This window comes from Arthrobacter sp. P1_B11 (assembly GCF_056406715.1).
Map to the genome: position 1 here is coordinate 1 of NZ_JBFTZQ010000044.1, position 25,717 is coordinate 25,717.

The window sequence follows — 25,717 nt, forward strand, 5'->3', positions numbered from 1 at the left end:
CAGGAGGTTCTTGGTCTGCTGGTAGTGGTCCAGCATCATGGCGTGGTTTTCACGTCCGATGCCGGAGGACTTGTAGCCGCCGAACGCGGCGCCGGCCGGGTAGGCGTGGTAGTTGTTGACCCACACGCGGCCGGCCTGGATCTCGCGGCCGGCGCGGTAGGCGACGTTGCCGTTGCGGGACCAGACGCCGGCGCCGAGCCCGTAGAGGGTGTCGTTGGCGATGCCCATGGCGTCGTTGTAGTCGCTGAAGCGTGTCACGGAAACGACGGGGCCGAAGATTTCCTCCTGGAAGATCCGCATTTTGTTGTGGCCTTCGAAGATGGTGGGCTGGACGTAGAAGCCGCCGGCCAGGTCACCGTCGAGTTCCGTCTGGTTCCCGCCGGCGAGGACCTTGGCGCCCTCCTGCTTTCCGATGTCGATGTAGGAAAGGATTTTCTCCATCTGGCCTGTCGAGGCCTGGGCGCCGATCTGGGTTTCGGTGTCCAGCGGGTTGCCCTGGATGATCTTCTGGGTCCGGGCCACGGCGTCGGCCATGAAGGAGTCGTAGATGCCTTCCTGAACCAGCGCGCGGGAGGGACTGCTGCAGACTTCACCCTGGTTGAACGCGTACAGGGTGAACCCCTCGAGCGCCTTGTCGTAGAAAGCGTCATTGGACTCGGCGACGTCGTTGAAGAAGATGTTGGGGCTTTTGCCGCCCAGCTCCAGCGTGACCGGGATCAGGTTGGCGCTGGCGTACTGGCTGATCAGCCGGCCGGTGGTGGTCTCCCCGGTGAAGGCGATCTTGCGGATCCGCGGGCTGGACGCCAGCGGTTTACCCACCTCCGCACCGAATCCGTTGACGATGTTCAGAAGTCCCGCGGGAAGCAGGTCGGCGATGAGTTCGGCGAGGACCAGGATGGAAGCCGGCGTATTCGAAGCGGGCTTGAGGACAACCGCGTTGCCGGCAGCGAGGGCCGGCGCCATTTTCCAGACGGCCATGAGGATGGGGAAGTTCCAGGGGATGATCTGGCCCACCACCCCGAGGGGCTCGTGGAAGTGGTATGCGGTGGTGTCCTCGTCGAGCTGTGACAGCCCGCCTTCCTGGGCGCGGACGGCGGAGGCGAAGTAGCGGAAGTGGTCGGCGGCGAGGGGGATGTCCGCATTCAGGGTTTCGCGGATCGGCTTGCCGTTATCCCAGGTTTCGGCAACGGCCAGCAACTCCAGGTTCGCGTCGATCCGGTCGGCAATTTTGTTCAGGACAGCGGCGCGTTCGGCGGCCGAAGCCTTGCCCCACGCCGGGGCGGCCTTGTGGGCTGCGTCCAGTGCCAGCTCTACGTCCGCTGCTGCGCCGCGGGCCACCTCGGTGAATTGCTTGCCGTTCACGGGTGAGACGTTCTCGATGTATTGGCCGGTAGTGGGAGCCACCCATTCGCCGCCGATCCAGTTCTCGTAGCGGTCCTTGAACTGGACCTTGGATCCTTCTTGGCCGGGCTGTACATAAACAGTCATGGTTACTCCTCTGGAAAATCAGACGTCTTCGTCCTGCCCCCACGCTAGGGGACCAGAGGTTGCGACCAGGCTGCAAGGGCGCCTGACGGCTGCTATTCAGACCGCCATAAAGGGGCAAAACGCAAGCGAACGACGGCGGGAAGTCCCGCCGTCGTTCGCTTGCGTTTTGCGTTACTGACCGTCCGTGATGAACCGGGGTCAGGCTTGGGACTTTTCGGTGAGGATGGACCGGTAAATTCCAGTATGGTCCAGGTCGCCGTCACCTGCCGCGATCATGACTTCGAACGCATCCCGGACGCTTGTGGAGAGCGGCAGCTCCAGGCCGGCGTCCTTCGCAATCTCCGCAATGAAGCTGAGGTCCTTGAGCTGGTTTTTCGCGGATCCTCCGCCTTCAAAGTCCGCGTGGATCCAGCGTCCTCCCTTTTGCCGGAGCACCTCTGAGTTGGCCAATCCGCCCGCCAGGATGGATTGCACCTTCTGGAGGTCAAGGCCGGTGGTGGCGGCCAGGGCCATCGCTTCGGCCAGGGCCGTGACAGTGGCGGCGACAACGATCTGGTTGCACGCCTTCACTGTTGACCCCGCGCCGGTCTTGCCGAACAGGACCACCGTGGAACTGTAGAGCTCGAAGAGCGGCGTAAGGCGGCCCACGACGTCCGGTGGGCCTCCGACCATCGTGCTCAGACGCCCCTCCTCCGCCCCGATGGTTCCGCCGCTGAGGGGTGCGTCGAGGACGGTCAGTCCGTAATCGCGCCGGCAATCCTCGGCAAACTCTGCGACTGCCACCGGCGACACGGTCCCGTGAACCACCAGGACCGGGTTCCTGATTCCGGCAGCTTCCCACCCGGCCAGCAGGCCGTTCTCCCCGGGGAGGAGGGCCGCGACCTGGGGCAGGTCAGGCAACACTGTGAGTACCACCTCTGCGGCGGCGTCCGCCGGGGAACCGGCGACCCTGCCGCCGGAAATGGCTCTGGCCTTGGATGCCGTGCGGTTCCAGAGGGTAAGCGCAACGCCTCCCCTAAGGATGTTCCGGGCGATCGGTGCCCCCATCGGCCCGGTGCCGCACAGCGAGACGGAAAACGGGAAGCCGGGCAACTGCTTCTGGGTGTTGGTCGGTGTCGTCATGTGGCTTAGAAGGGGATGAGTCCGGCGAGGGCGGGCAGGAAGGTGCTGAACCACGGGACGGCGGCAAGCACAAGCAGCCCCAGGAAGACCGCGATGAGGTAGGGCCAGAAGTGTTTGAGGCTCTTTTCCACGGTTTCGTGTGCGGTTGCACAGGCGACGTAGAAGCCGACTCCCGCCGGTGGGGCGAATGAGCCGATGCCCATGGAAATGATCAGCACCATGGCGTACTGCACCGGGTTGACGCCGAAGTCGGTAGCGATCGGCAGGAGCAGCGGCGCGAAGATCAGGACCGCCGGAAGGCCCTCGAGCAGCTGGCCCATGATGATCAGCAGCACAACGGTGAACAGCATGAACAGCACGGGTGAGTCACCAAGGCCGGACATGAGGTCATGGATCTGCTGGGAGACGCCGGCGAGGGCAAGCGTCTGGGCGAGCGGGGACGCGGCGGCGATGATGAACAGGACCATGCCCGCCGTCGTTGTCGTTTCCCGCAGGGTGTCGCCGAGGAGTTTCTTGCTGCCGCGCCGGTAGGCGGCGGCGAGGATGAAGGCGTAGGCGACGGCCACAGAGGACACCTCGGTGGGTGTCGCGAAGCCACTCAGGATTCCGACCACCATGCCGACAGGGAGCAGGAGGGTGGGAATGGCGAAGAACGTCGCCGATCCCCGTGCGCGCCAGGTGGCCTTGGGGCTGGCGACGCCGCCCTGCTTGCGGGCCCGGAAGAATACGAGACCCATGACCACGAGGGCCAGGAAGGCTGCGGGAACGAATCCGGCCAGGAACAGGGTGGTGGTGGAGATGGTGGTGATGGATCCAAGGATGAGGAGCACAATGCTCGGCGGAATGGTTTCGCCCATGATGGCCGAGGCGGAGAGCACAGCGACGACCTCGCCGCGGGGGTACTTGCGTTCCTCGAGCATGCCGCGCATCGTGGTGCCCACGGCGGCAACGTCCGCCACCTTGGAGCCGGAGATGCCGGAGAAGATGTACATGGTCACGACGACCACCTGAAGCAGGCCGCCGCGCAGGTGCCCGATGAGCGCGTCGACGAGTTTGGCCAGCGGAAGCGTAAGGCCGGCGGAGTTCATGACTGTGCCGGCGAGGATGAAGAACGGGATTGCCAGGAGAACGAAGCCCTTGGCCCCTGACGCCATCCCGATCGGGATGGCACTGACCTCGGAGATGCCGCCAAGGTAGAGGTAGATGCCGGACGCCAGCGCCAGGACGAACGCAATCGGCAGGCCAAGAAACAGCAGAACAAAGAGCGCAACGAGCACGACGGCGAGGAGGGCGTTGGGTGAAACGTAGTAGAAAAGGGGCTGGGACACCAGCACGGCTGCGGCCAGGATTGCTGTAATGCCTGCGGCCACGAGAACGGTCCGGCGTTCCTGCCGCCAGAGTTTCAGGACAGCGAACCAGGCGATGAGCACCATGCCGATCGAGAACGGCAGCGAGACCCAGAAGACCGGCAGCTGAAGGATCGGTGTCTTCTCTTCGATCTGCTGGACGAGGGTCGGCACGAACAGCGCAAACGCTCCCGCGCTCATGACGAAGACGAGGCAGTCGACGAGGGCGGCCAGGTACGGCTTCCAGCTCGCCGGCAGGCGCATGATGAGCGCCTGGACGGACATGTGCGCACCCTTGGGATACGCGATGGCACCGCCGATGAAGGCGATGGTCAGCAGGGCGATTTCAGATACTTCCTGGGTCCAGAGCACCGAATCACCGGTGACCACCCGGACCGTGATGTTCAGCAGGATGACGACGAGCTCGGCGAGGATCGCCGCGCCCACAATCCCTTCCAGGGTCTTGTCGAGCCAGACGGCCCCGCTCCAGCGCGGTGCGACGTGCCCGTGGTGGAGGATTTCTTCCGCGTCAGACGGAAGGACCTCTTCGAGTTCCCTGGGGGCGAGTGTGTGTTCCATGTTCTTCCAGACTGTCAACGTTGAGAGCGGGGGTGTTCGGCTGAGGGCCGGAGCGCGGGAAAGCGCTCCGGCCCTCAAATGCTGTTACTTGGCGGCGGCAATCGCCTGATCGAAGAATTCCTTGCCGATGAGCTCGGAGAACACGGGGTAGAGGCTCTTGGAGACTTCCTTGAACTGCTCCAGCCCCGCGGCGGACGGCTCGTTGGCCTTCATGCCCTTGGCTGTGAGTTCTGCCAGCTGCTTCTCGGACTGTTCCTTGTCGTAACCGGTTTTGAACGTTGCCGTCTCTGTCGAGGCATCGGAGAGGGCTTTCTTCTGCTCTTCGGTCAGGGAGTCCCATTTCTTGGAGGAAAGAGCGAGGACCCAGGCATCGTTGATGTGGTGCGTCAGCGAGACGTACTTCTGCACCTCGGAGAACTTGTTGGTCCAGGGCACCTCGATGGGGTTTTCCTGGCCGTCGATCGTTCCTGTCTGCAGGCCGGTGAAGACCTCGGAGAACGCCATGGTCGTGGGGCTCGCGCCCAGCTTCCCGAAGAAGTCAGTCCACAGCGGGTTGCCGGGGACGCGGATTTTCAGGCCCTTGAGGTCGGACGGCTGTTCAATGGGCCGCTCGGAGTTGGTGATCTGCCGGCCGGTCCGGGTGAGGAAGGACAGCGCGACCGTGTTCTTCTCTTTGAGCTTTTCCTTGAGGACGTCGCCGGGCTTGCCCGTCAGGAACGCCGCTTCCTCAGCCGTGTCGTCGAAGAGGTAGGGGATGCTGATCGCGTTCATTTCCGGCACCACGGACGCATACACGGAGGTCGAGAGGATCAGTGCGTCCAGTGAACCGCCCTGCAGCCTGGTGACTGCCGCGTTCTGGTCTCCGCTGAAGCTCGTTCCGTTGGGAACGACCGTGACCACGACCGAGCCGTTGGATGTCTTCTTCACCTGGTCGGCGAAGTGCTGGGCGGAGACGCCGACGGAGGAGGTGAGCGGATCCGGGATGGAGAGCTGGATCTTCGCCACGGGGCCGCCCCCGCCGGGCGCTCCGGACGCGCAGCCGGCGAGGACTGATGCGGCAAGGGTGCATGCCAGCACTCCGGTGAGGGCGCGGGTCTTGGATTTCATGTGATGCCTTTCTTCATTGGAAGGAGTCTGGTTCCGGAGGCGTGAAACGACATGGTCATCTCCTGGCCGCGCCCGGATGGTAGAGCAGAGGGGTCAGACGCTGACGGCGGCGTCCGCTACTAGCGCTTCGGTCTCGCGGCGCAGCTCAAGGGCCTGGGACAGCGATTCGTCCATGATGACGTCTTCCCACCGGACAGTTGCGCCCTTGGCGATGTCGGCACGGAGTTCCACGTGGTGGGCGAGGGCCACCGGCAGGGCGCCAATGGCTACGGAGTGCTTAGCGGACACAAGCTTGCCCCACACCGTGAAGCCGCCTTCGCCGTCGAGGAACTCGCCTGCCTTGAGGTCCTTCTTGGCGGTCGCAACGACGTCGCCGAAGAACCCGACCGGGGATCCTGTCGCGATGCCGCGAAGGGCCGCGTTGGCGATGGACATATTCAGTTCGAGGCCCACGTAGTGGTACGGGCGGTACAGCGCTGCGTACTGGCCGGTCGGGTCCGGGTGCCACGGGTATTCATTGAAGCAGCCGGAAACGTACCCGTTGGTGGCCTTGACGACGACGAACACGCCCTCCTGGGTGTTGTGGCTGATCCAGCTGCCGTCGCGGTTGACGCTGGACATGACGTCAACGCTTCCCTCGTGGGCCAGGGCTCCGCCGACGTCGGCCGGGCGGCAGATCGTGGCGATTTCCTCCACGTCACCCGGGGTGAACGACAGCCCGTTGTCGGACGGGGTGAGGCCGGCGCCGTTGGCGACGGCAGCCATCTCGATGGAGGCCTTGGTGCCGTCGCGGAACGAGGTGTGCATGTAGGGATTCAGCTGCCCGGAGTCGGTGAGCTCCTTGGAGAACTCCCAGTTCTCCCAGACGTTGTCCGGGTTCATTTCGTGATAGTGCTCAAGGTACTTTGCTCCCTTGCCTGCACACACGACGTCGAAGCCACTGGTCCGTGCCCAGTCGACGAGTTCCATGATGAGGGCCGGCTGGTCACCGTAGGCCATCGAATAGACCACACCGGCTTCTTCTGCGCGCTTGGCCAGGGCCGGACCGGCCAGGGCGTCTGCCTCAACGGTGACCATGATGATGTGCTTCTTCGTTTCAATGGCGCGCAGTGCGTGCTTCACCCCGACGATGGGGTTGCCCGTTGCCTCGACGATGACGTCGATGTCGACGTCAAACAATTCATCCGCATTGGCAACGATCGTGGTCGAGCGGTTCTTCAGTGCCGTGGCGATGTCAGGGGCGATCTGGTTCTGGGGCCACCCGACCAGCTCAAATGCGCCTTCAGCGCGCTTCACATTGATGTCGGCGATCGCGACGACGTGGATGCCCGGGATGTTGTTCGCCTGGGCCAGATACATGGTGCCGTAGCGGCCAGCTCCGATGAGTCCGACTCGAACCGGGCGGCCCTGCTGCTCGCGGTCGCTAAGAAGTTTGTGGAGGTTCATGGGGATCTCTCTGGTTGACGTTTCGCGCCGGAGAGGAGCTCTCCACCTCAGGTGGAGCAACTTCTTCGTCGCAGATTGAGCTGTTTTCGGGACCGAGTGGAACCGGTACCACTTTTGTACCAGTCAGTGTTAGGCTGTGTCAACAGTCACAACGGAACGCAGTCGAAGGTTCCTCCGGCAAGGATCACGGGGCGGATGAACAACCCTTAGTGACCTACAGCCGCTAGAGGACCTCAAGGAGGAGAAGTGAAGAAGGCCCCAACTATTCGCGATGTCGCGGCGGCGGCGGGAGTATCGGTCTCCGTGGTGTCCCGGGTGCTGAATCCCGAATCTGGGCCAGTTGCGCCGGCGAAGCGCGAACAAGTGTTGCGCGTGATCGGGGATCTTGGCTATCGGCCGCGGGCCGCTGCACGTGAGCTCAGTGCCGGCCACGCCCTCACCGTTGGGCTTGTGGTTGCGGATCTCGCCAACCCCTTCTTCGCTCAACTTGCCGACCGCGTCGTGTGGGAAGCCCGCAGCCATGGGGTGCAGGTAGTGGTTATGACCACCCAGGAAGACCCCCACCTTGAGGCCGAATCCTTGGACACACTGCTGGACCGCTCCGTGGGCGGCGTCATCGCCACCCCGACTGGAGGGAACATCGAGAAGTGGGAACGGCTGCGGGACCTGGGCGTAAACGTCGTTTTCGTCGACCGCACCATCGCGGAACTTGAGGATGTGGACGTCGTCAGCATCGAGAACTCCGACTCAGCCCGCCGCGCCACCGAGCACCTCATCGCCCTCGGCCATACGCGCATCGGCCTCATAACCGGCCCCGCCAGCACGTCGACCGGCCGCGCGCGGATCCACGGCTACCGGACAGCCCACGAAAACGCCTCGATCACGGTCGATCCCATGCTGGTCCGGGACGTGCCGTTCCGCGGGGACGGAGGTGGCGACGCCGTAGGGTCCCTCCTGGCGCTTCCGGACAGTCCCACTGGACTCATCGTGGCGAACACCGCCCAGGTGCAAAGCTCGGTCCGGCGCCTCGTTCAGGTCGGCGTGCGGATACCCGATGACCTGTCGGTCATCGTCTTCGACGACAATCCGTGGACCGAACTGACGAACCCACCGCTGAGCGCGATCCGGCAGCCCATCGACATGCTCGCGGTGCATTCCCTCGAACTCGTCCTCGGACGGATGCAGGGCCGGCTCCCGGCCGGCGCCCGAACCATCGAGGTCAAGGCGGACTTCGTGCCGCGCAACAGCTGTGCCCCACTCATCCGGTCCGTCGCAAGTTAAGGAAACCCCCATGCCCGTCATTGTTACTGCTGTGTTCACGCCGAACGAAGGCGCGTTCGACCACGTCGTCGCGGCCCTCTCCCCCGCCATCGCCGAGGTGCACGACGAACCAGGCTGCCTGCTGTACGCCATCCATGAGGACCCGAACGGCCAGATCCTCATGATTGAAAAATGGGAAACCGCGGAGCTGCTCGACGCCCACGGCGAAGGGGATGCCGTCAAGCGCCTCAACGCTTCGCTCGAGGGGCTCCTGAAGGAGCCGGTAGAAGTGACGCGCCTGGCACCGATCGCGGCCGGAACCGAGCACCAAGGGGCCCTCTAAGTGAGCCCCGTCAGCGTTGTCATGGGAGTCTCGGGCGCAGGAAAGAACTGTCCGTAAGAAAAAGTCACCGGAAACAAATGGCCAGAGGACGACGGCGGGAATTCCCGCCGTCGTCCTCTGGCCTTTTGCTTCGCTGCAGGGAAGTGATGCCCTCCCTTGCACCGTGCCAGCCGCTGGTGTGGTGAACCTCACCAGCGATCCGCTTGAGACGTCAGCGCTCCGCCGTGCATGATGAAAAGGAAGGGCTGAGAGCACGATTTCCCAGCCTGCATAGCCCTGACCCTCGCTCCTACGGGAAGAGGATGCAGTGGCTTAGAAGCAAAATTAAACCCAATCTGGTGGACGCAACGAGGCCAAACCAGTGAGCTCGCCGAGCTGAACAAGGTCTCTGAGCGTTCATGGATTGACCCGTTCCGGGTTTCGCGCTGATGCGAAAGCCGACCGAATTTATGAATGAAGGCACCGAATAATGACGTTCGAAACCACTGACTCTGTAACGCTGAAGATCTGGGACCGGTCAGCACTGGACCACACGCTGGAAAAGGCCGTGCACGACCTGTCGGCAAGGGCCAACGCCCCCAAGCACAGCATCGCGGTCACCTGCAGCGGACCCAACACCTTCACGGTCAGCCTGAACCGCAACGCTGCCCAGGGCGCCGCTCTCTAGGAAGCTCCGCGACCAAACGCCAGAGGACGGCGGCGGGACCCCCCGCCGCCGTCCTCTGGCGTTTGCGTTACTTCCGGTTGCTGGCGTTTGCTTTACCGGTTGGAGCCCAGCGGCGGTCAGGCGTGGGAGTGCTCGGCGAGAATGGCGTCGATCTGGCCGGCGGCCTCCTTCATGCCTTCTTCCATGCCCATCTCGACCATCTTGTCCATCTGCTCCTCGGACTCGAACCTGGACTTCACGGTCATGCGGGTACGCCCGCCGATGTCCTCGAGCGTGACGGCCGCATGGGTGGTCCCCATGGCTTCGACGGGCGCGCCGTTGTCGTCGGCAAAGCCGTCGACAAACTCGAGGCGGTGGGGTGCCTCGATGGCGGTGATGCGCCACCAGCCGCGGGCCTTCTCGCCGTCGGGCCCGGTCATGTAGTACGCCGCTTCTCCGCCGGGAGAGAACTCGTGCTTCTCGAATGTGGCCGGCCAGGTGGGCGGACCCCACCAGCGCTCGAGCTGCCGCGGGTCTTCCCATATCTGCCAGACGCGTTCGACGCCGGCGTCGAACTCGGCAACGAGGATAAAGCTGAGCGTCTCGGGACTCTTGGTGGAACTGATAACCGTCATTGCGGAACCCTTCCTAATCTTCAGCGAGAATGTCCGCGATCCGCCCGGCGCGCTGCCGCCAGATCGCCTCGTACTCATCAAGCAGCCGCCGGGCTCTCTGCAGGCCTTCGTGATTGCCCCGCACGATCTGCTGCCTTCCGCGCTTCTCCTTGGTGACCAGGGACGCGCGCTCCAACACGGCCACATGCTTTTGAACGGCGGCGAAACTCATGGCGTAGAGGCCCGCCAGGCCGGACACCGAATACTCCCCCACCGCTACACGGCGCATGATGTCCCGGCGGGTGCCATCCGCGAACGCCTGGAAAAGGCGGTCGAGTCCGGCCTCACTCATCTGATCTACAACCATTTGGTTGTAGAATATGCCCGCGGTGGAGGGGTGTCAATGGGCAGGCCCTGTTAACGTATGAGGGCGACGGCGGGAATTCCCGCCGTCGTCCTCATGCGTTTTCTTTGACCGGCGTGCCGCCTTAACGCTTGACGGCGTCCAGCTTCAGCATCTTGGCGATGACGCCGTCCAGCTCGGAGTCGTCGAAGATCTTCTTCCAGTCGTCCTTGATGATGGTGTCCTTGCCGTACTGGATGGCGATTTCGCACGCCTCGGAGAACGGGTTGGAGCCGCGGAGGGCGTTGGTCAGGGCGATCTGCACGTGGCCGAACAGCATGGCCTTGGCGGCTTCCTCCGGAACCCCGGCCGTGTGCACGGTCTCGTGCAGCGCCTCGTTGAGCAGCGTGCCGATCATGCAGGCCACGGTCTCCACGAGGGTGGGCTCGAGGATGGCGAGCTGCTTCACGGTGACCCAGTGCACGTCGATGACGGGGGCGTAGATCGTACGGATGACGGCCTCGGCCGAATCGCGGGTCGCGGCCGGCGTGTCCTCGTCGATCGCGGCAACCACGTTCTGCGGGGCGCCCTCGCCGCCGAAGGTGTCGGCCCATTCTTCCTTGGTTGTGCGCTCCAGGAACACGGACGGGTGGCACGGGTGCGCGACCGCCTGGACGACGTCGTCGCGCTTGGCCAGCAGCCCGGCGTAGGCGGCGGCCGGGTCCAGGGTGAGCAGGATCGCGCCGGCCTTCATCTGGGGCACCACGCCTTCGGACACGATGCCCAGAACGGTGTCCGGGACGGCGAGGATGACCACGTCGGCGCCCTGGACGGCGTCGTCGGTGGAGGTGATGTCACGGCCTTCGGCGCGGACGCGGTCCTGGCCCGCAGGGGAGTTCTCGCTGTAGAAGACGGTGTGAGCGCTCTTCTGGAGGTTCCGGGAAACGCGCATCCCCATTTTGCCACCGGCTCCGATGACGGCGACGGTCAATTGTTCTGCTGACATTTCACTTGCTCCTTAGAAAATCGATGCTTTGCTGGGTCCACTGGTTTTCGAGGCGGATGGTTTCGGCCTCGGAGTCCTGCCACGGCAGCCAGTGTTCGACGATCTGGTTGATGTTTCTTTCTTTGGGCTGAAACTTCCCGGCCATGTAGTCATAGTCGAGAAGGCCTTCGCCGAGGGCCGCGCCGGAGTACGTGAAGCCGACCCAGCCCTCCTTGCGGCTGAACGCAAAGTCTTTGATGTGCATGTTGAGGACGTAAGGCGCGACGGCGTCAATCACCTCACGCGGCAGCTCCAGCGCCGCGACTGTGTTGGCCGGGTCGCTGCAGATGCCCAGGTACGGACTGTCCACGCGGCGGATCACGTCCAGGATGCGGGAGGTGGGTACCTGCTCGTAGGTTTCCACGGCGATCTTCACCCCGGCTGCCTCGAATTCCGGCAGGACCTCGGTGAAGATTGCTGCCGCCTCGTCCGCCGTCGGGGTGTGGCCCGGGACGTTGAACATGGTCCGCAGCAGCGGCGACCCGAGGATCCCGGCGATGTGCAGGAACTTGCGCAGGTGCTCCGGTCGGATGCCCTTGGTGCCCAGTTCCAGCGCGACGCCAAGGCGGTCCGCGGTGGCACGCACGTCCTTGAGTTCCGGGTCCGTCATGGATTCCAGCGGGGCGTAGTCGCAGATCTGGAACAGTTCCACGCCCAGGGCCGCGGTCCGCTCGAGCGCCTGGTGGATACTGAGCGGCTCAGAGACCTTGTCCGAGAGCTGCCAGAAGAAGGCGTAGCTGCTCAGGCCTATTGTTGAGCCCGGGCCTATGCGGCTCATGCCGCCACCTTCTTCGCGGTGAGCCGTGCCGCGGCCTCATCCAGGATGGTCTTGAGCGCTTTCGGGTCGTGGGCGAAGCGGCCCAGGAAGAGGCCAGCGACCGCGGAGTCCAGCTGGCCGATCAGGCCGGGCCCGGCGCTGCCGCCGTAGATGACCCGGCTGTCGGCCTGTCCGGACAGGGAACGCAGGTGGGCGTCCAGCCCGCCTATTACGGCGCTGATGTACTGCGGGGTGGCAGGTTCCGGGGCGCCGATGGCCCATTGCGGCTCGTACGCCACGATGGTCCGGCCGGCGGGACCGAGGGACTGCGCCCGGTTCAGGGCGGCGTCGATCTCTGCGCTGCAGCGGGTGACGGCTTCCTCCACGGAGCCCTGCTGCAGCTCGCCGACGCACAGCACGGGGGTGAGGCGGTTGCGGTAGGCCGCCGCGGCCTTGAGCCCGATGACCGTGTCGTCCTCGCCGAAGATCCTGCGGCGTTCGGCATGGCCCACCTCTGCGTACCGGCCGCCGAGTTCAGCAACGGTCTTGCCGCCGACCTCGCCGGTGTAGGGCCCTTCATCTTCCCAGAAGATGTCCTGGGCGCCTGCGGCTGCTCCGGCGGTCCCGAGGATCCGGGCCGCTTCGGGCAGTACCGGCAGCGTGGGCAGCACGAACAGCTCGATGTCGCCGCTCTGGACCGCCGGGTGCGCGAACGCGATGGTGGCCACCTCGCGGCAGTATTCGAGGGTGCGTTCGTAGCCGAAGTACATTTTCAGGCTGACGCCGATGATGGCTTTGGGAGGTGCTGTTCCTACGGCGCTGGCCGAAGGATTCTTAGCAGGAAGTGACACCTTCGTAGTCCTTAATCAGGGTGACCTTTTCGGCCGAGGCGGAGGTCTCGTCAAAGGTGTAGGTGAGCCATTCGCGGGCGAGCCGGCGGGCGAGTTCCAGTCCGACGACGCGCTGGCCGAAGGTGAGGACCTGGGCGTTGTTGCTCAGGACGGAGCGTTCCACCGAGAAGCTGTCGTGCGCGGTGACGGCGCGGACACCGGGGACCTTGTTCGCCGCGATGGCCACGCCAAGGCCCGTGCCGCAGACGAGCAGGGCACGGTCGGCCTTGCCGGCCGCGATGAGTTCGGCGGCGGCGATGGCCACGGACGGGTAGGGGGTGTGGCTGGTGGCATCCACCCCGACGTCGGTCACGGATTCGACCAGCTCGGAGGCCTCCAGGTCAGCCTTCAGGGCTTCCTTGTATTCGAATCCAGCGTCGTCGGCTCCGATGACCAGGCGCAGTTTGGCGCTCATGCGTTCTCCTTAATGGTTGTCTGTTCGATGAGGGTGTTGTGTATTGCCCGGACGATCAGTGCCATGGACACCGCTCCGGCGTCCGGCGTGCCAAGGCTCTTCTCGGCGTGCGGGCGGGCTCGGCCCATGAGGGGCAGCAGCCGGGCGGTGTCTTCTGCGGCCTGCTGCGCAACGGTGGCGGCGGCGCCCCAGGCGTCGGTCAGTGACTGCCCGGCATTTACGCCGGCCGCCAGTGCGTCGCGGAACGGGACAAGGACATCCACCAGGGTCTTGTCCCCGGGCTTGGCCTTGCCGAAGTCCATGATCGCGGCCGCGGCGCCGGCGACTCCGGCGGCGACAGCTCCGGCGTCGGGCGCGTTGCTGTCTCCGATCGCGTCACCGACGGCCTGCAGGGCCATGCCCCAGAGGGCTCCCGAGGTGCCGCCGGCTTTGTCGGCCCAGGCGTCCGCCGCGAAGTGCAGCGTGGTGGCTGCCCCGGCACCGCGGGCGACGGCGTCGCGGGCTCCGTCAACAGCGGCGCGGACGCCGCGTTCCATGCCGATGCCGTGGTCGCCGTCGCCGGCGATGGCGTCGATCCGGCCCAGTTCATCGGCGTTGGCGTCCACCACGTCCTTCGCGGCGCCGAGCGCGGCGAGGATCCGCACGGCGCCGGCGCGGGACTCCGCGGTTGCGTCAGGGATGGAGAGTTTGACGTCGGCCAGCTCGCCGCCGTCGGACGCCTCCAAGACTTCGGCCGTGACTGCGCCGCGGCGGAAGGCCGGGGCGTCCGCGGGGGCGTTCCAGAGTGACTCGAGTTCGTCGTCGAGCCAGAACAGGGTCAGGGAGGTGCCGGCCATGTCGAAGCTGGTGACCAGTTCGCCCACCTGCGGGTCCACGGCCTCCAGGCCCGCTTCGGCCAGAAGCTGGGCGACGCGGCGGTAGACGACGAACAGCTCTTCGTACTTGACGCTGCCCAGGCCGTTGAGGATGGGGACCACGCGGCGCTTACCGGCCGCGGTGCCTGCAGTGGCTGCGTCGATGGCGCCGTCGGGGATTTCGGTGAGGAGCTTGGCGACCAGCAGTTCGGCGAGGTCATCCGCCGTCGGGATGTCCGTTTCGCCGATGCCCGGCTCGCCGTGGATGCCCATGCCGACGGCCATGCGGCCCTCGGGGACGGAGAACAGCGGGTGGTCGGCGCCGGGAAGGGTGCAGCCGGTGAAGGCCACCCCAAAGGAGCGGGTGCGGTCGTTGGCGCGCTCGGCGATTTCCATGATCCGGTCCATGGTGTAGCCGGCCTCGGCGGCCGCGGCGGCCACCTTGAACACGGTCAGGTCCCCGGCGATGCCGCGGCGCTTGGCGCGTTCGGCCAGCGGGGCGGAGGAGACGTCGTCGGTGACCGCGATGCTGCGGCAGTCGATGCCCTCCTTGCGGAGGCGTTCCTGGGCCTGGGTGAAATGCAGGACGTCGCCGGCGTAGTTGCCGTAGCCCAGCAGCACGCCTGCGCCGTTGTTCGCGGCCTTGGCCACGTTATAGACCTGCTGCGCGGAGGGCGAAGCGAACAGGTTGCCCATGGCCGCGCCGTGGGCCAGACCCTGGCCGACGAGCCCGGCGAAGGCCGGGTAGTGGCCGGAGCCGCCGCCGATCACCAGCGCCACGGTGTCCGGGGTGCTCTTCGTGTTGCGGACCACGCCGCCGGAGACGCGCTTCACCCAGCGGCCGTGGGAGGCGACAAAGCCTTCGATCATTTCGTCAGCGAAGGCTGCTGGTTCATTGAACAGGCGGGTCATGGAAAGCTCCTGACGTGATTGCTCGCCCCGGTGATTGAGCCTGTCGAAATCGGTCTCGACAGGCTCGACCACCGGTTAGTTGAATAATTGCGATTACGGCGTGCTTACGGCTCGGCGTGGTGTCCGGCTCCCGCAGGGTCCAGGGCCTCGGCCGGGATTCCGTCGCTGACCTTGCCGGAGCGGCTCAGCACCAACATCAGGATCGCGGAGAGGAGCATGAAGCCGCCCACCACGAACATCGGTACCGTGTAGCCGCCGGTCCAGTCCTTGAGCCAGCCCGTGATGTAGCCGGCACTGAAGCCCGCCAGGTTGCCCACGGTGTTGATGAGGGCGATGCCTGCCGCGGCTGCGGCGCCGGTCAGGAACTGGGTGGGCACGGTCCAGAAGTTGGGCAGTGCCGCGAAGATGGACATCGCCGTGATGGTGATGACGGCGATGGTGGCGGCGGGTGAACCGGCGAACAGCGCCAGCGGGATGCTCAGCCCGCCGATAAGGGCGGGAAGCGCGATGTGCCAGGTCCTGACGCCGCGCTTGGTGGCGTCCTTGGACCAGAAGTAGAGGGCAGCCGCGGCCGGCAGGTACGGGATCGCGGTGATGAGGCCCTTCTGGAGCACGTCGAACTTAGTGCCGTAGAGGCCTTCGAAGCCGGCGATGATGGTGGGCAGGAAGAAACCGAGGGCGTACAGGCCGTAGATGAAGCCGAAGTAGATAGCGGCGAGCATCCAGACCCGGCCGTTGCCGAAGACAGTGCGGACGCTGACGTGCTTGTTGCTGGCGGCGGTTTCCTTCTTTTCCTTCTCCAGGGCGCCGGTGAGCCAGGTCTTCTCGTCCTGGGTCAGCCACTTGGCCTTGGCCGGGGAATCGGCCAGGTAGAACCAGGCGATGACGCCGATGATGATGGCGGGGATGGCGACACCAAAGAACATGACGCGCCAGCCGGCGAGGCCGAAGAGGCCGTGCTGCTGGATAAGGAGGCCGGCAAGCGGGGCGCCGATAACCGTGGTCAGCGGCTGGGCCAGGTAGAAGAGGGCCAGAATCTTGCTGCGGTGCCGGGAGGGAACCCAGAGGCTGAGGAAGAGGATGGCGCCGGGGAAGAACCCGGCCTCGGCAACGCCAAGAATGAAGCGGAGGATGTAGAGGTGCTCGACGCCGCCCACCCAGGTGAAGAGCAGGGAGACGATGCCCCAGCTGACCATGATGCGGGCGAGCCAGCGGCGGGCACCGAACTTGTGAAGGGCCAGGTTGCTGGGGATTTCCAGCAGGATGTAGCCGATGAAGAAGACGCCGGAGGCGAAACCGAACTGCGCGGCTGAAAGGGCCAGATCCGTGTTCATGCCGTTGGGACCGGCGAAGGAGATGGCCGTGCGGTCCAGATAGTTGATGAAGAACATGAGGGCGACAAACGGCACCAGCCGGATCGCCACTTTTCTGATTGCAGATCTTTCGACCACTGATTGGGTGGTGTCCACATTGACTCCTAGATGTTGGCCTCCCGGCAGCTTCCTGCACTGGATGCCGTTGGGATGTGTCTCAATGCCTAGTTGCGGGAAGCTGGCCGGTATCCGACTAGGCGAGTGATTAAAACCATAGAGCCATTTTGAGAATTGGTCAACCGGTTGACGTGTTGTGGTTTTCGCTTGTTCTTGACCTTTGCGGTCACGCCTGGTTGCTACGCTTTGACTGTGTCCGCAAACTCCGCCGCCTCGACGGCAAAAATCAGTGCCGCGCTAGGTTCCATGGAGCAGGGCTCGGTAGTGTCCGAGGTCGCTGAACGCCTGCTGGCACATTTCACCAGCGGTGAGATCGCCCCCGGTACGCGGCTCCCGGCAGAACGAACCCTGGCAGCTTCTCTCGGCGTGGGCCGCTCTGCAGTCCGCGAGGCCCTTGCGGCTCTCGAGATCCTGGGAATCGTCATTGTCCGGCCAGGTTCCGGAACCTACCTCCGCGACGGCGTCTCCGAGCTGCTCCCCCGCACCCTCAGCTGGGGTCTGATGCTGGGCGCTCCACGGACGCGCGAACTGGTGGAGCTTCGCAGTGGACTCGAAGTCCAGGCCGTTCAGCTCGCGTCACAGCGGATCACCGATGAAGCACTGGACCGCATGCAGGCCAATCTGGACACTATGGAGCACAACCTGGAGGATCTGCGGGCTTTTGTTGAAGCGGACGCCGCCTTCCACCGCGAGATTGCGACCAGTTCGGGCAACCAGGTCCTTGAGGAGCTCCTCCAAAGCATCCGTTCGCTGCTGCGCATCTGGGTGGACCGCGCCCTGACTGACGAAGGGCACGCGGCCGCGGCTTTGGCCGAGCACACCGCGATCTTCCGCGCGCTGCAGTCCCGGGATGAGGCCGCCGTCACGGCAACCATGCGCTCCCATATGGATACCGCGGCCAAGCGTCTTTTGGCCGGCTACGACGCCGACCGGGCTGAGACCGGAGAGTAGCTCACCCCTACCGCCAAGGCGGGCGACGGCGGGGCGTTACCGCCGTCGCCTTACGTTGCCCGCGGACTTACTGCAGTGACGCCCAATCTCCAATCTGCGATAGGCGAAATCCCCAATACGCCACATTGTCCAGGGGCTGCGCTACGGTTAGCACCACAATCAGTTTTTCTTCAGGGGGACAAATGGAATTTTCCGAAAGACTCAATGCATTGGCCGCAAAGGTGCGCCAGCAGCGGGAGGTCATACAGACGGAAGAAGCCACGAAGAATGCCTTCGTGATGCCCTTCATCTCGACCATCCTCGGCTACGACGTCTTCAACCCGCTTGAGGTCGTACCGGAATACATCGCCGACGTCGGGCTCAAGAAGGGTGAGAAGATTGATTACGCCATCGTCAAAGACGGCGAGATTCAGATTCTCATTGAGTGCAAGAAATCGACGGAACCAGTCAAGATCGAGCACGCATCACAGTTGTTCCGCTACTTCGCGGTGACCAACGCCAGGATCGCAATTCTTACAAACGGCGAGATCTATCAGTTCTTCACCGACCTTGACGCACCGAACAGAATGGACGCCAAGCCGTTCCTGGTTCTTGATCTCAATGACATTGACGACTCGCTGGTTCCTGAATTGCAGAAGCTGACAAAAGAAGTCTTTGATCTGGACTCCATCATCAATGCCGCAGGTGAACTGAAATACATCGGCGAGCTCAAGCGGACCTTGGCTGCACAGTTCAAGGAACCCGAAGACGAATGGGTCAAGTTCCTCACGGCCCGCGTTTACACGGGGCCCTATACACAAAAAGTGCGAGAGCAGTTCACCACATTGGTGGTCAAAGCTACAAAGCAATTTCTCAATGATCAGGTCAATGAGCGGCTGAAGAAAGCTCTGGGCGCTCCAAACTTTCCCCAGGCTGACGACACCGCAGCTGCGGCAACAGTCACAAGTGCGCCTGTTGCAGAAGCCGACCTCGCTGAAGCGGACGGCATCGAGACAACCCTGGAGGAAATGGAAGGTTACCAGATCGTCCGGGCGATTGTGTGCAACGAGGTGAAGCCGGCCCGAGTCGTCCAGCGCGATGCCAAGTCATACTGTGCGGTACTGCTGGACGACAACAACCGCAAACCGATCGCGAGGCTGCACTTCAACCGCAGCCAAAAGTACATCGGCATCTTTGATGCCAACAAAGAAGAAACCCGGGTGCCCATCAGTTCTCTGGAAGAGATCTACGAGCATGCCGAAGCCCTTCGGACGAGTGTCACGGGCTACCTTGGGGCGTCCAACTGACGTCTGAGCTCGCAGGAGCCTCATCAAGTGATCGAGCAACACAGACGACGGCGGGCAAGTCCCGCCGTCGTCCGTAGTGTGCCATCCGCGGCAAGGCGCCGCCAGCGAGGTAAGCCGCGAGCGCCGCTAGCTCTGGCCTGAAGACACTGCCGCAGCGAAGGCGGTGATGTCGGCAGCGGCGGCGCTGTTGTCGAAGTCAACCTGGCGGGCATCCTGCCATTGGCAGGAGTTGGCCTGCGCCCCGGCCCAGAAGGTTTCCCAGTTGGCCAGCTTCCATTCGTCCCTCGGGTAGCCCCTGTGTATCAGCCGCTGGCGGAGTGCTTCACCGGCGAGCCTGACATTCACCACCACCAGGTCCGCCGCGGGCCAGTTGTGGCGTACCCGGACCTTGGACAGGTAGTCCTTGTCTGCAAAGAACTTCCCGAAGGGCGCGTCCAGGACCACCGAGTTGCCGGCCATGAGGTTGTCCCGCGTAAGGTCCAGGATGGACTCATACTCAAGGGGCATGATGACGTTCTGGTAGAACTCGTTATTGTCCCGTTCGTTGGGGTCCGAGTTGTTGAGTGTCAGCAGCAACTCGGTGAAACGGATGGTGGCAGTGTCCTTGTCTATGTACGCCGCCCCGTACCGCTGGGCAATGAGCCGGCTGACACTGGACTTTCCGGAGCCAGCCGGGCCGATCACAAAGAACACTTTGGGGGTGGTGGTTTTCAACTGCCTGTTCTTCCTTGAACCTGGGAACCGTGATCATTGCCGGGGCTAGACCCGGGTGACGGCGCGGCGGTCTTTGACGAATATGCCGTATGACAGTGCTCCGACGATCAGCAGCGCGCCACCGATGAGGAACACCAGCGTGTAGTTGCCGCCGGTCTCGTTCAGGATGTAGCCCGTGACGATCGGCGCCACAGCTGCACCGAGGAATCCGCCGAAGTTTTGGATCGCGCCCAGCGAGGCCACCTGGTTGGATTCAGCGATGTCCGCTGCCAGAGTCCACAGCACGCCAATGGGAACCTGGGCCGCGAAGTAGCCCACGGAGAGCAGCACAATCGCCAGAGCCGTGTTCTCCACATAGGCCACCGGCAGGACGGCCGCAGCCGCCAGCAGCGCGCCTCCCACAATAGGAATCTTCCGGGCCGTGATGGCGGGGATGCCGCGTTTGATCAGCTTTCCGGAGAGAATGCCGCCGGCCAGGACACCGATGATGCCGCAGAGGAAGGGCAGACCGGCTAGCCACCCGATCTGGCTCAAGCTGAAGCCGCGAGCCGTCTGAAGGTAGCTCGGCAGCCAGGTGAGGTAGACCCATACCGTGTAGAAAATGCCGAACGCGCCCAGGACCATGAACCAGGTGTTCTTCTGTTTGAGGAGTTCACCCCAGCCGGCCTGCTTCTCCTTGGGCTTTTGCTCATCCTCGAACTCCTGACCCTTGATGATGAACTGTTCCTTCATCGTGGGGTCGCGGTAGATCCGGAGCCAGACGAGCGCAATGACGACGCCGAGGGACCCGATGACAACAAACATGCCCCGCCAGCTCATGGTGAGCATGAGGAAGGTCAGCAGCGGCGGCGCAATCGCGTTGGCAATCTGTGAGCCGGTGTTAACGATTGATACGGGAAGCGCGCGCTCGGTCTTGTTGAACCATTTGTCGGCCACTTTGAGCCCCGAGGTGAAGAACGGGGATTCGGAAATGCCCAGTGCGACGCGTGCAGCGTAGAGGAAGCCGAAGGAGTTAGCCAGCGACGACAGCATGGACACAACGGACCAGAGCCCTGCTGCCCAGGCGAACATCCGCTTGGGCCCAAACTTGTCCACCAGGTAGCCGGCGGGAAGGTTCGCGATGGCGTACGGCCAGGAGAACGCGGACAGCAACAGACCCATCTGCAGGGTGTTGAGCCCGAATTCCTTGGCGATGGTGGTGTTGGCGATGCTGAGGTTGTTGCGGTCCAGGTAGTTGATGATCCCGCCGACGACGAGCAGCGCGATCAGGTACCACCTGATCTTCACGCTCTTCAGCGGCTTCGCCTCGGGCGATTCGGTTTCTGCTGAAGCTTGGCTCATGCAGCTCACTCCTTTGTGTTCTGGTTGACAGGGTGCCGGGCGGCAGTTTCTGTCGGTTTTGGGGTTGGTTGCCCGGCGTTAGCCCCGGGCGTCACTGATTGCTGTGAGGAACGTTCGCGCAGCGCGGGCGACAAGCCCGTAGTCGCCGTCGTTCTGGGCTGCTTTGGTGACAAAGCTTCCGACGCCGACAGCTGTCACGCCCGCCGCGAACCACGCGCCGACATTCTCAGGCGTCACTCCTCCGGACGGCATGATTGGAGCCTGCGGGAGGGGCGCCAGAATTGTTTTCACGTAGGCCGGGCCGCCGAGTTCGGCGGGGAACAGCTTGACGATGTCCGCCCCGGCCTCGAGCGTGTTGAGCACCTCGGTGGGGGTGAAGGCGCCGCTGGCGGTGACCGCCTGGTACCGGTTGGCAGTGGCGATCATCTTGGGATTCAGCTGCGGGCTGACGAGCAGCCGCGCCCCTGCCGAAACCGAAGCATAGGCTGCTTCGGCGTCGAGCACGGTGCCGGCTCCCACAACAATTCCCTGGTCGCCGTACTTATCGGCGAGGCGTTCTATGACGCCAAGCGCACCGGGAACGGTCAGCGGGATCTCGACGGCGCGGATGCCGCCGTCGATGGCGGCCTCGGCAACCCGGTAGGCCTCGTCGGCCGAATCCAGCCTGGCGATCAGCAGGGCGCCGGTTCGGACAATGGTCTCTAGGACTTCAAATTTGTTTAACATCAATTAAGAGATTACCCCAAATATTCACAAATCGGAACAGCATGTGAAAACTTGTTAAGATAGTTTCAACGACGTCCCGAAGGAGTTCCGCGTGAGTCCCACAGCACGGCCATTGATCCCCGAGCAGCGCTACCAGGAGATCCTCCGTCTGCTCCGGCGCGAAGGCGTCCTGAGCATCCGCAGCCTCACGGACTACATGAACGTCTCCCACATGACAGTCCGGCGGGACATCACCGCCTTGGAAGATCTGGGCCAGGTGGTCTCCGTTCAGGGCGGCGTGCGCCTGGCGGAATGGACCAGCCAGGAGCCGCCCCGGGAGCGCGAATTCAGGGCACAGCTGGAACTCCCGCGCAAGCAGGCAATCGCAGAACTCGCTGCGCAGTTCGTGGAGGACGACATGGTGGTGTTCCTGGATGCGGGCACCACATGCCAGTCCGTGGTCCCCTACATTGGCGGGCGGAAGAACGTCACGGTGGTCACCAATGACTTCTACGTGGTGACGAGCCTGTTCGCCTATCCGAACATCGAGACGATCCACACCGGCGGCGTGGTGGATCCGTCCAGCGCGTCCAGCTGTGGCCGCATCGCGGCTGAGGCCATCAAGTCCATCAACATTGACCTTTTCTTCCTCAGCACCGGCACCTGGAACATGTCCCGCGGTGTCACCACGCCGTCCATGGACAAGGTGGAGGTGAAGCTCGCCGCGCTGGAGGCGTCGTCGTCGTGCTTCCTGCTGGCCGACAGCTCCAAGTTCGGCACCGTGTCTAAGTTCAACGTGGCCCCCATTGAGAAGCTGGATGCCGTGGTAACGGACGACCAGCTCCCAGGGGAGATGCAGGAGAACATCCGCGACCTGGGGGTTTCCGTGCACGTGGCGGCGCTGCGCAAGGAAGCGACAGCCTAGAACGGAGCCTACGGCGGACCCGCTGAAGCAGACGACGACGGCGGTGCGCACTGCCGCCGTCTGGTCCGGGTTGGTACGCAGACCAATAAGGTGCCGCTGGATTTAGGCTGGCTTCCATATTATCCGGGGATTGCTCTGGATAGCATTGGGTGTCCGGACAGAGCCGTCCGGACGGACGCCAATGTCAGAAAGAAGCACATGGCCGCAGCTACAGTGGACGACATCCTGTCGGATCTCCCTCTGGGTTTCGCTAGCCTCATTCTTCGGCCCTCCCGCGCCGATTCACCAATCGAACGCTTTCTCATCGTCGACGCCGACGACGAAAAAGCCGAAGGCAGGGGCGCGTTCGTCCTGCTGATCGGGGTTCGCGGGCGCTCTGCTTTGCCGGCGCTGCGGCGCCTGCTGAAAAATCCTCCGCTCGTGCTGGCCGTCAAAGGCAGCCCCGAGGACCTGGGCGAAGCTGAAGAACTGCTCCGGGCGGCAGGAACAGGTCTCCTTCTGGTGGACCCGGCTGCGGACTGGGACCGGCTCCTGTCCATCGCGAAGGACCGGATCCAGCCACCCAGCTACCAGAGCGAAGTGCTGACCCTGCTGGAGGAAGACCTCTTCGCCATCGCCCAGACGACGGCCCGCCTGACCTCGAGCCACGTGGTCATCGAGGACGCCGCCAACAAAGTCCTGGCGTACTCGACGGTGTCCAACGACATCGACGAGCTGCGCAAGGCGTCGATTCTGGCCCGCCGCGGTCCGCGCAAATACGAACTCCTCCTCAAAGATCTTGGCGCCTACCGGGAACTGCATCGGACTCGCCTTCCTGTCAGGGTCCCGGCCAGGCCCCAGGACGGCCTGCGGGAGCGCGTCGCCATCAGCCTGTTCGCAGGCGACCGCATTATGGGGTACATCTGGCTCCAGGAAACCGGCGAAGGATTCGGAGCGGACGTTGACTATGTCCTGACCGGATCAGCCGCCCGGGCGTCAGCCGAGCTGATCCGCTACCGCAACCAGCAGTCCGTGCACATGCGCGAGGACCGGATTGCCCGCGTCCTTTCGGGGGCTGCAGAAGCGGCGGCAACCGCCCACAGCGCGAAAATTCCCGCCGACCACCCAACAGCCCTGATCCTGATAGGAATGTCAGCCGCTGAAGCACAGGCAGACGATGCAGCGCTCAAGCACGGGGAGCTGGCCAACCTCGCGTCCATCCATGCGGCCGCCTATAAACCGTCAGCCATCGTGGGACAGTTCAACGGCGACACCGCCGTGATCATCCCGGCACTTCAGTCCGCCAACGCCGAAGCCGGGCTCCGGAGCCTTGCCGAGGCCATCGTCAGGGACGCCGGGAAGCACCTGGGCATCAGTCCGTACGCGGCAGTCGGACCAATCGCGCCCGATCTTCTGTCGATTCACTCCGTGACCCGCAAAACGGAGGCATTGCTTGGCTGCATGCGGCGGTCAGGGAACGCCCCGGTGGCCACCCTGGACGAATTTGAGGTGGAGGTCCTTTTCCGCGAAGCAGTGGAAAACTTCACAGCCTCGGACTTCCGCCACCGCAGTCTCTGGGCCCTCCTGCGCGGCGATCACGAGCTCGCCGAAACCCTTCGGTCGTACTTCGAGGCGTCGCTGGATGTTGCCGAATGCGCACAGCGGATGAAGCTCCACAAGAACACTGTCTATTACAGAATCAGCAAAGTCAGCCGTGTCACCGGCCTGAACTTCAGCGATCCCCGCCATTCATTGGTCGCTCTCCTTCATATTCAGGAGTGGGCCGGCACACATAAGGAGCACGTGGCCAAGCCATGATGACAGCACTCGATTCGGCGCCTCTTGGCCTGGTACTGGATGACATTGTCCGCCGCCACCGGCCTCGCAGTGAAGCAGGGTCACTTCCCGCAAACATCCCCCACCTGTCGTCGCTGCCGTTTGACCGTTTCGGGATTGCCGTCGCCACCGTGTCCGGGGACGTGTTCAGTGCCGGCGACGCCGATCTTCCCTTCTCGATCCAGAGCATCTCGAAGGTCTTCACGCTGGCCATGGCGCTGAGCGCCGGTGACCCCGCGGCGCTATGGTCCCGGGTCCTCCGCGAGCCGTCGGGGACGTCGTTCAACTCTCTGGTCCAGCTTGAGGTGGAGCACGGGATACCCCGGAACCCGTTCATCAACTCCGGCGCGCTCGTGGTGACCGACCACCTGATGGGGCGGTTTCCCGACGCCGCAGGCGAGGTCCTCCGCTTCCTCACCGATCAGGTGGGTCACCAGAGCGAAAGAAAGGGTCCTTTCATCGACGAGGTCGCCGCCAGGAGTGAGCTCTCCAACAGCAGCCGCAACCTGGCCCTCGCCCATTTTCTGAAGGATTTCGGAAACCTGCGCCGGCCCGCCGAGGCAGTTGTGGCGAACTACGTCAGACAGTGCTCCATCATGATGACCTGCGTGGAGATGGCGAAGGCCGGCCTCTTCCTCGCACAGGGCGGACGCGGAGCGTTTGGAGCTGTGGTCTCCCGGAGCGAGGCGAAGCGCATCGGCTCCGTCATGCTGACCTGCGGCATGTATGACGCCGCCGGCGAGTTTGCCTACCGCGTGGGCCTTCCGGGGAAAAGCGGCGTGGGCGGCGGGATTCTGGCGATCGTCCCCGGAGAGTGCTGCATCTGCGTCTGGAGTCCCAGGCTGGACTCCAAGGGCAATTCCCTGGCCGGAACGGCTGCCCTCGCCGACCTGTCCGACCGCACTGGGTGGTCTGTTTTCTGATTCGGCCTGATTTCCGGTCGATCCTGATTTTGTCTCTTCCGCTAAGGCCTGTGGGCTTCTTCGCGCCTACCCGCCGGAACCTTCCTTCCATTCTCGAAAGCTCGAAAGGAACCAAATGTCCAACAATTCCACTGCCCCGGCTGGTCTGCACGAGGCCGACGGCGGCCACGCGCACGCCACCGAGAAGCTTCTCCACGCGGAGGACAAGGGCTACCACAAGAGCCTGAAGCCCCGGCAGATCCAGATGATCGCGATCGGCGGCGCCATCGGCACCGGCCTGTTCCTCGGCGCCGGCGGCCGGCTCAACGCCGCCGGCCCCTCGCTCGTCATCGCCTACGCCGTCTGCGGCTTCTTCGCCTTCCTGATCCTCCGCGCCCTCGGCGAACTGGTCCTGCACCGC

Annotated in this window: 24 protein-coding genes and 1 pseudogene; 9 read left to right on the forward strand and 16 right to left on the reverse strand. The window is 64.0% G+C overall.

Translation table 11 applies throughout. The features are described 5' to 3' along the window. The 5 genes from exaC to AC1D14_RS21680 form a co-directional block, all read right to left on the reverse strand. Positions 1 to 1,488 (reverse strand): acetaldehyde dehydrogenase ExaC (gene exaC / locus AC1D14_RS21660; RefSeq protein WP_476881131.1); only part of this gene is annotated, 1,488 nt, incomplete at its 3' end. Positions 1,489 to 1,686: 198 nt separating this feature from the next. Continuing rightward, positions 1,687 to 2,610 (reverse strand): NAD(P)-dependent oxidoreductase, encoded by a 924-nt coding sequence (locus tag AC1D14_RS21665; RefSeq protein ID WP_476969159.1) that lies wholly within the window; start codon positions 2,608 to 2,610, stop codon positions 1,687 to 1,689. 5 nt (positions 2,611 to 2,615) lie between these two features. Further along, positions 2,616 to 4,535 carry a TRAP transporter large permease gene (locus tag AC1D14_RS21670; RefSeq protein ID WP_230118551.1) on the reverse strand — a complete coding sequence of 640 codons (1,920 nt, stop codon included), beginning with the start codon at positions 4,533 to 4,535 and terminating at the stop codon, positions 2,616 to 2,618. A gap of 84 nt (positions 4,536 to 4,619) precedes the next feature. Further along, positions 4,620 to 5,642 (reverse strand): DctP family TRAP transporter solute-binding subunit, encoded by a 1,023-nt coding sequence (locus tag AC1D14_RS21675; RefSeq protein WP_230118545.1) that lies wholly within the window; start codon positions 5,640 to 5,642, stop codon positions 4,620 to 4,622. A gap of 93 nt (positions 5,643 to 5,735) precedes the next feature. Continuing rightward, positions 5,736 to 7,088, reverse strand: coding sequence for an NAD(P)H-dependent oxidoreductase (locus AC1D14_RS21680; RefSeq protein WP_230118543.1), 1,353 nt, complete (start codon positions 7,086 to 7,088; stop codon positions 5,736 to 5,738). 246 nt (positions 7,089 to 7,334) lie between these two features. Between AC1D14_RS21680 and AC1D14_RS21685 the strand changes: the two genes are divergently transcribed. From AC1D14_RS21685 to AC1D14_RS21695, 3 genes are all read left to right on the forward strand, one after another. Next, positions 7,335 to 8,369: a LacI family DNA-binding transcriptional regulator gene (locus AC1D14_RS21685; protein ID WP_230118541.1), complete on the forward strand. Its 1,035-nt coding sequence runs from the start codon at positions 7,335 to 7,337 to the stop codon at positions 8,367 to 8,369. Between the two features lie 10 nt (positions 8,370 to 8,379). Next, entirely contained in the window at positions 8,380 to 8,691 is a 312-nt protein-coding gene (locus tag AC1D14_RS21690; RefSeq protein WP_230118539.1) for a putative quinol monooxygenase, read from the forward strand. A gap of 469 nt (positions 8,692 to 9,160) precedes the next feature. Further along, positions 9,161 to 9,358, forward strand: a complete 198-nt coding sequence (locus AC1D14_RS21695; protein WP_230118537.1) for a hypothetical protein — start codon at positions 9,161 to 9,163, stop codon at positions 9,356 to 9,358. 116 nt (positions 9,359 to 9,474) lie between these two features. Here the strand turns inward: AC1D14_RS21695 and AC1D14_RS21700 are convergent, their stop codons facing one another. The 8 genes from AC1D14_RS21700 to AC1D14_RS21735 form a co-directional block, all read right to left on the reverse strand. Continuing rightward, on the reverse strand, positions 9,475 to 9,972 hold the full coding sequence (locus tag AC1D14_RS21700; protein WP_476969160.1) for an SRPBCC family protein: 498 nt from the start codon (positions 9,970 to 9,972) through the stop codon (positions 9,475 to 9,477). Positions 9,973 to 9,985: 13 nt separating this feature from the next. Beyond that, on the reverse strand, positions 9,986 to 10,318 hold the full coding sequence (locus AC1D14_RS21705) for an ArsR/SmtB family transcription factor (RefSeq protein WP_476876321.1): 333 nt from the start codon (positions 10,316 to 10,318) through the stop codon (positions 9,986 to 9,988). Positions 10,319 to 10,439: 121 nt separating this feature from the next. Next, a complete protein-coding gene (locus AC1D14_RS21710; RefSeq protein ID WP_230118531.1) occupies positions 10,440 to 11,300 on the reverse strand; it encodes a phosphogluconate dehydrogenase C-terminal domain-containing protein in 861 nt (286 codons plus the stop codon). A gap of 1 nt (position 11,301) precedes the next feature. Beyond that, a complete protein-coding gene (locus tag AC1D14_RS21715; RefSeq protein ID WP_230118529.1) occupies positions 11,302 to 12,117 on the reverse strand; it encodes a sugar phosphate isomerase/epimerase family protein in 816 nt (271 codons plus the stop codon). After that, complete coding sequence (locus AC1D14_RS21720) at positions 12,114 to 12,947, reverse strand: triose-phosphate isomerase family protein (protein WP_476876322.1); 834 nt, start codon at positions 12,945 to 12,947, stop codon at positions 12,114 to 12,116. The genes AC1D14_RS21715 and AC1D14_RS21720 overlap by 4 nt, the downstream gene beginning before the upstream one ends. Beyond that, positions 12,931 to 13,401: a ribose-5-phosphate isomerase gene (locus tag AC1D14_RS21725; protein WP_028270688.1), complete on the reverse strand. Its 471-nt coding sequence runs from the start codon at positions 13,399 to 13,401 to the stop codon at positions 12,931 to 12,933. The genes AC1D14_RS21720 and AC1D14_RS21725 overlap by 17 nt, the downstream gene beginning before the upstream one ends. Beyond that, on the reverse strand, positions 13,398 to 15,167 hold the full coding sequence (locus tag AC1D14_RS21730) for a dihydroxyacetone kinase family protein (protein WP_230118525.1): 1,770 nt from the start codon (positions 15,165 to 15,167) through the stop codon (positions 13,398 to 13,400). The genes AC1D14_RS21725 and AC1D14_RS21730 overlap by 4 nt, the downstream gene beginning before the upstream one ends. A 104-nt stretch (positions 15,168 to 15,271) precedes the next feature. Continuing rightward, positions 15,272 to 16,636 (reverse strand): MFS transporter, encoded by a 1,365-nt coding sequence (locus AC1D14_RS21735; RefSeq protein WP_476969161.1) that lies wholly within the window; start codon positions 16,634 to 16,636, stop codon positions 15,272 to 15,274. 213 nt (positions 16,637 to 16,849) lie between these two features. Here AC1D14_RS21735 and AC1D14_RS21740 point away from each other — a divergent pair, with 213 nt between their 5' ends. Beyond that, the gene (locus AC1D14_RS21740) at positions 16,850 to 17,608 is read left to right on the forward strand and encodes a FadR/GntR family transcriptional regulator (RefSeq protein WP_230118522.1); all 759 of its coding nucleotides are present in this window, start codon (positions 16,850 to 16,852) and stop codon (positions 17,606 to 17,608) included. 182 nt (positions 17,609 to 17,790) lie between these two features. Further along, entirely contained in the window at positions 17,791 to 18,894 is a 1,104-nt protein-coding gene (locus tag AC1D14_RS21745; protein WP_230118520.1) for a type I restriction endonuclease, read from the forward strand. Between the two features lie 126 nt (positions 18,895 to 19,020). Here AC1D14_RS21745 and AC1D14_RS21750 read toward each other — a convergent pair whose 3' ends face one another. The 3 genes from AC1D14_RS21750 to AC1D14_RS21760 form a co-directional block, all read right to left on the reverse strand. Then, the gene (locus tag AC1D14_RS21750; RefSeq protein WP_230118518.1) at positions 19,021 to 19,608 is read right to left on the reverse strand and encodes a P-loop nucleotide/nucleoside kinase family protein; all 588 of its coding nucleotides are present in this window, start codon (positions 19,606 to 19,608) and stop codon (positions 19,021 to 19,023) included. A gap of 45 nt (positions 19,609 to 19,653) precedes the next feature. Further along, complete coding sequence (locus tag AC1D14_RS21755; RefSeq protein WP_230118516.1) at positions 19,654 to 20,949, reverse strand: MFS transporter; 1,296 nt, start codon at positions 20,947 to 20,949, stop codon at positions 19,654 to 19,656. Between the two features lie 78 nt (positions 20,950 to 21,027). Beyond that, positions 21,028 to 21,675 (reverse strand): bifunctional 4-hydroxy-2-oxoglutarate aldolase/2-dehydro-3-deoxy-phosphogluconate aldolase, encoded by a 648-nt coding sequence (locus tag AC1D14_RS21760; RefSeq protein ID WP_230118514.1) that lies wholly within the window; start codon positions 21,673 to 21,675, stop codon positions 21,028 to 21,030. Between the two features lie 91 nt (positions 21,676 to 21,766). On the opposite strand from AC1D14_RS21760, the gene AC1D14_RS21765 reads away from it, so the two are divergent. The 4 genes and pseudogenes from AC1D14_RS21765 to AC1D14_RS21780 form a co-directional block, all read left to right on the forward strand. Continuing rightward, positions 21,767 to 22,579: a DeoR/GlpR family DNA-binding transcription regulator gene (locus tag AC1D14_RS21765; protein WP_230118512.1), complete on the forward strand. Its 813-nt coding sequence runs from the start codon at positions 21,767 to 21,769 to the stop codon at positions 22,577 to 22,579. Positions 22,580 to 22,777: 198 nt separating this feature from the next. Beyond that, positions 22,778 to 24,376, forward strand: coding sequence for a PucR family transcriptional regulator (locus tag AC1D14_RS21770; protein WP_476881137.1), 1,599 nt, complete (start codon positions 22,778 to 22,780; stop codon positions 24,374 to 24,376). Next, complete coding sequence (locus AC1D14_RS21775) at positions 24,373 to 25,317, forward strand: glutaminase (RefSeq protein ID WP_476969162.1); 945 nt, start codon at positions 24,373 to 24,375, stop codon at positions 25,315 to 25,317. The genes AC1D14_RS21770 and AC1D14_RS21775 overlap by 4 nt, the downstream gene beginning before the upstream one ends. A gap of 115 nt (positions 25,318 to 25,432) precedes the next feature. Next, positions 25,433 to 25,717, forward strand: a pseudogene (locus AC1D14_RS21780) (amino acid permease); the annotation flags it as partial.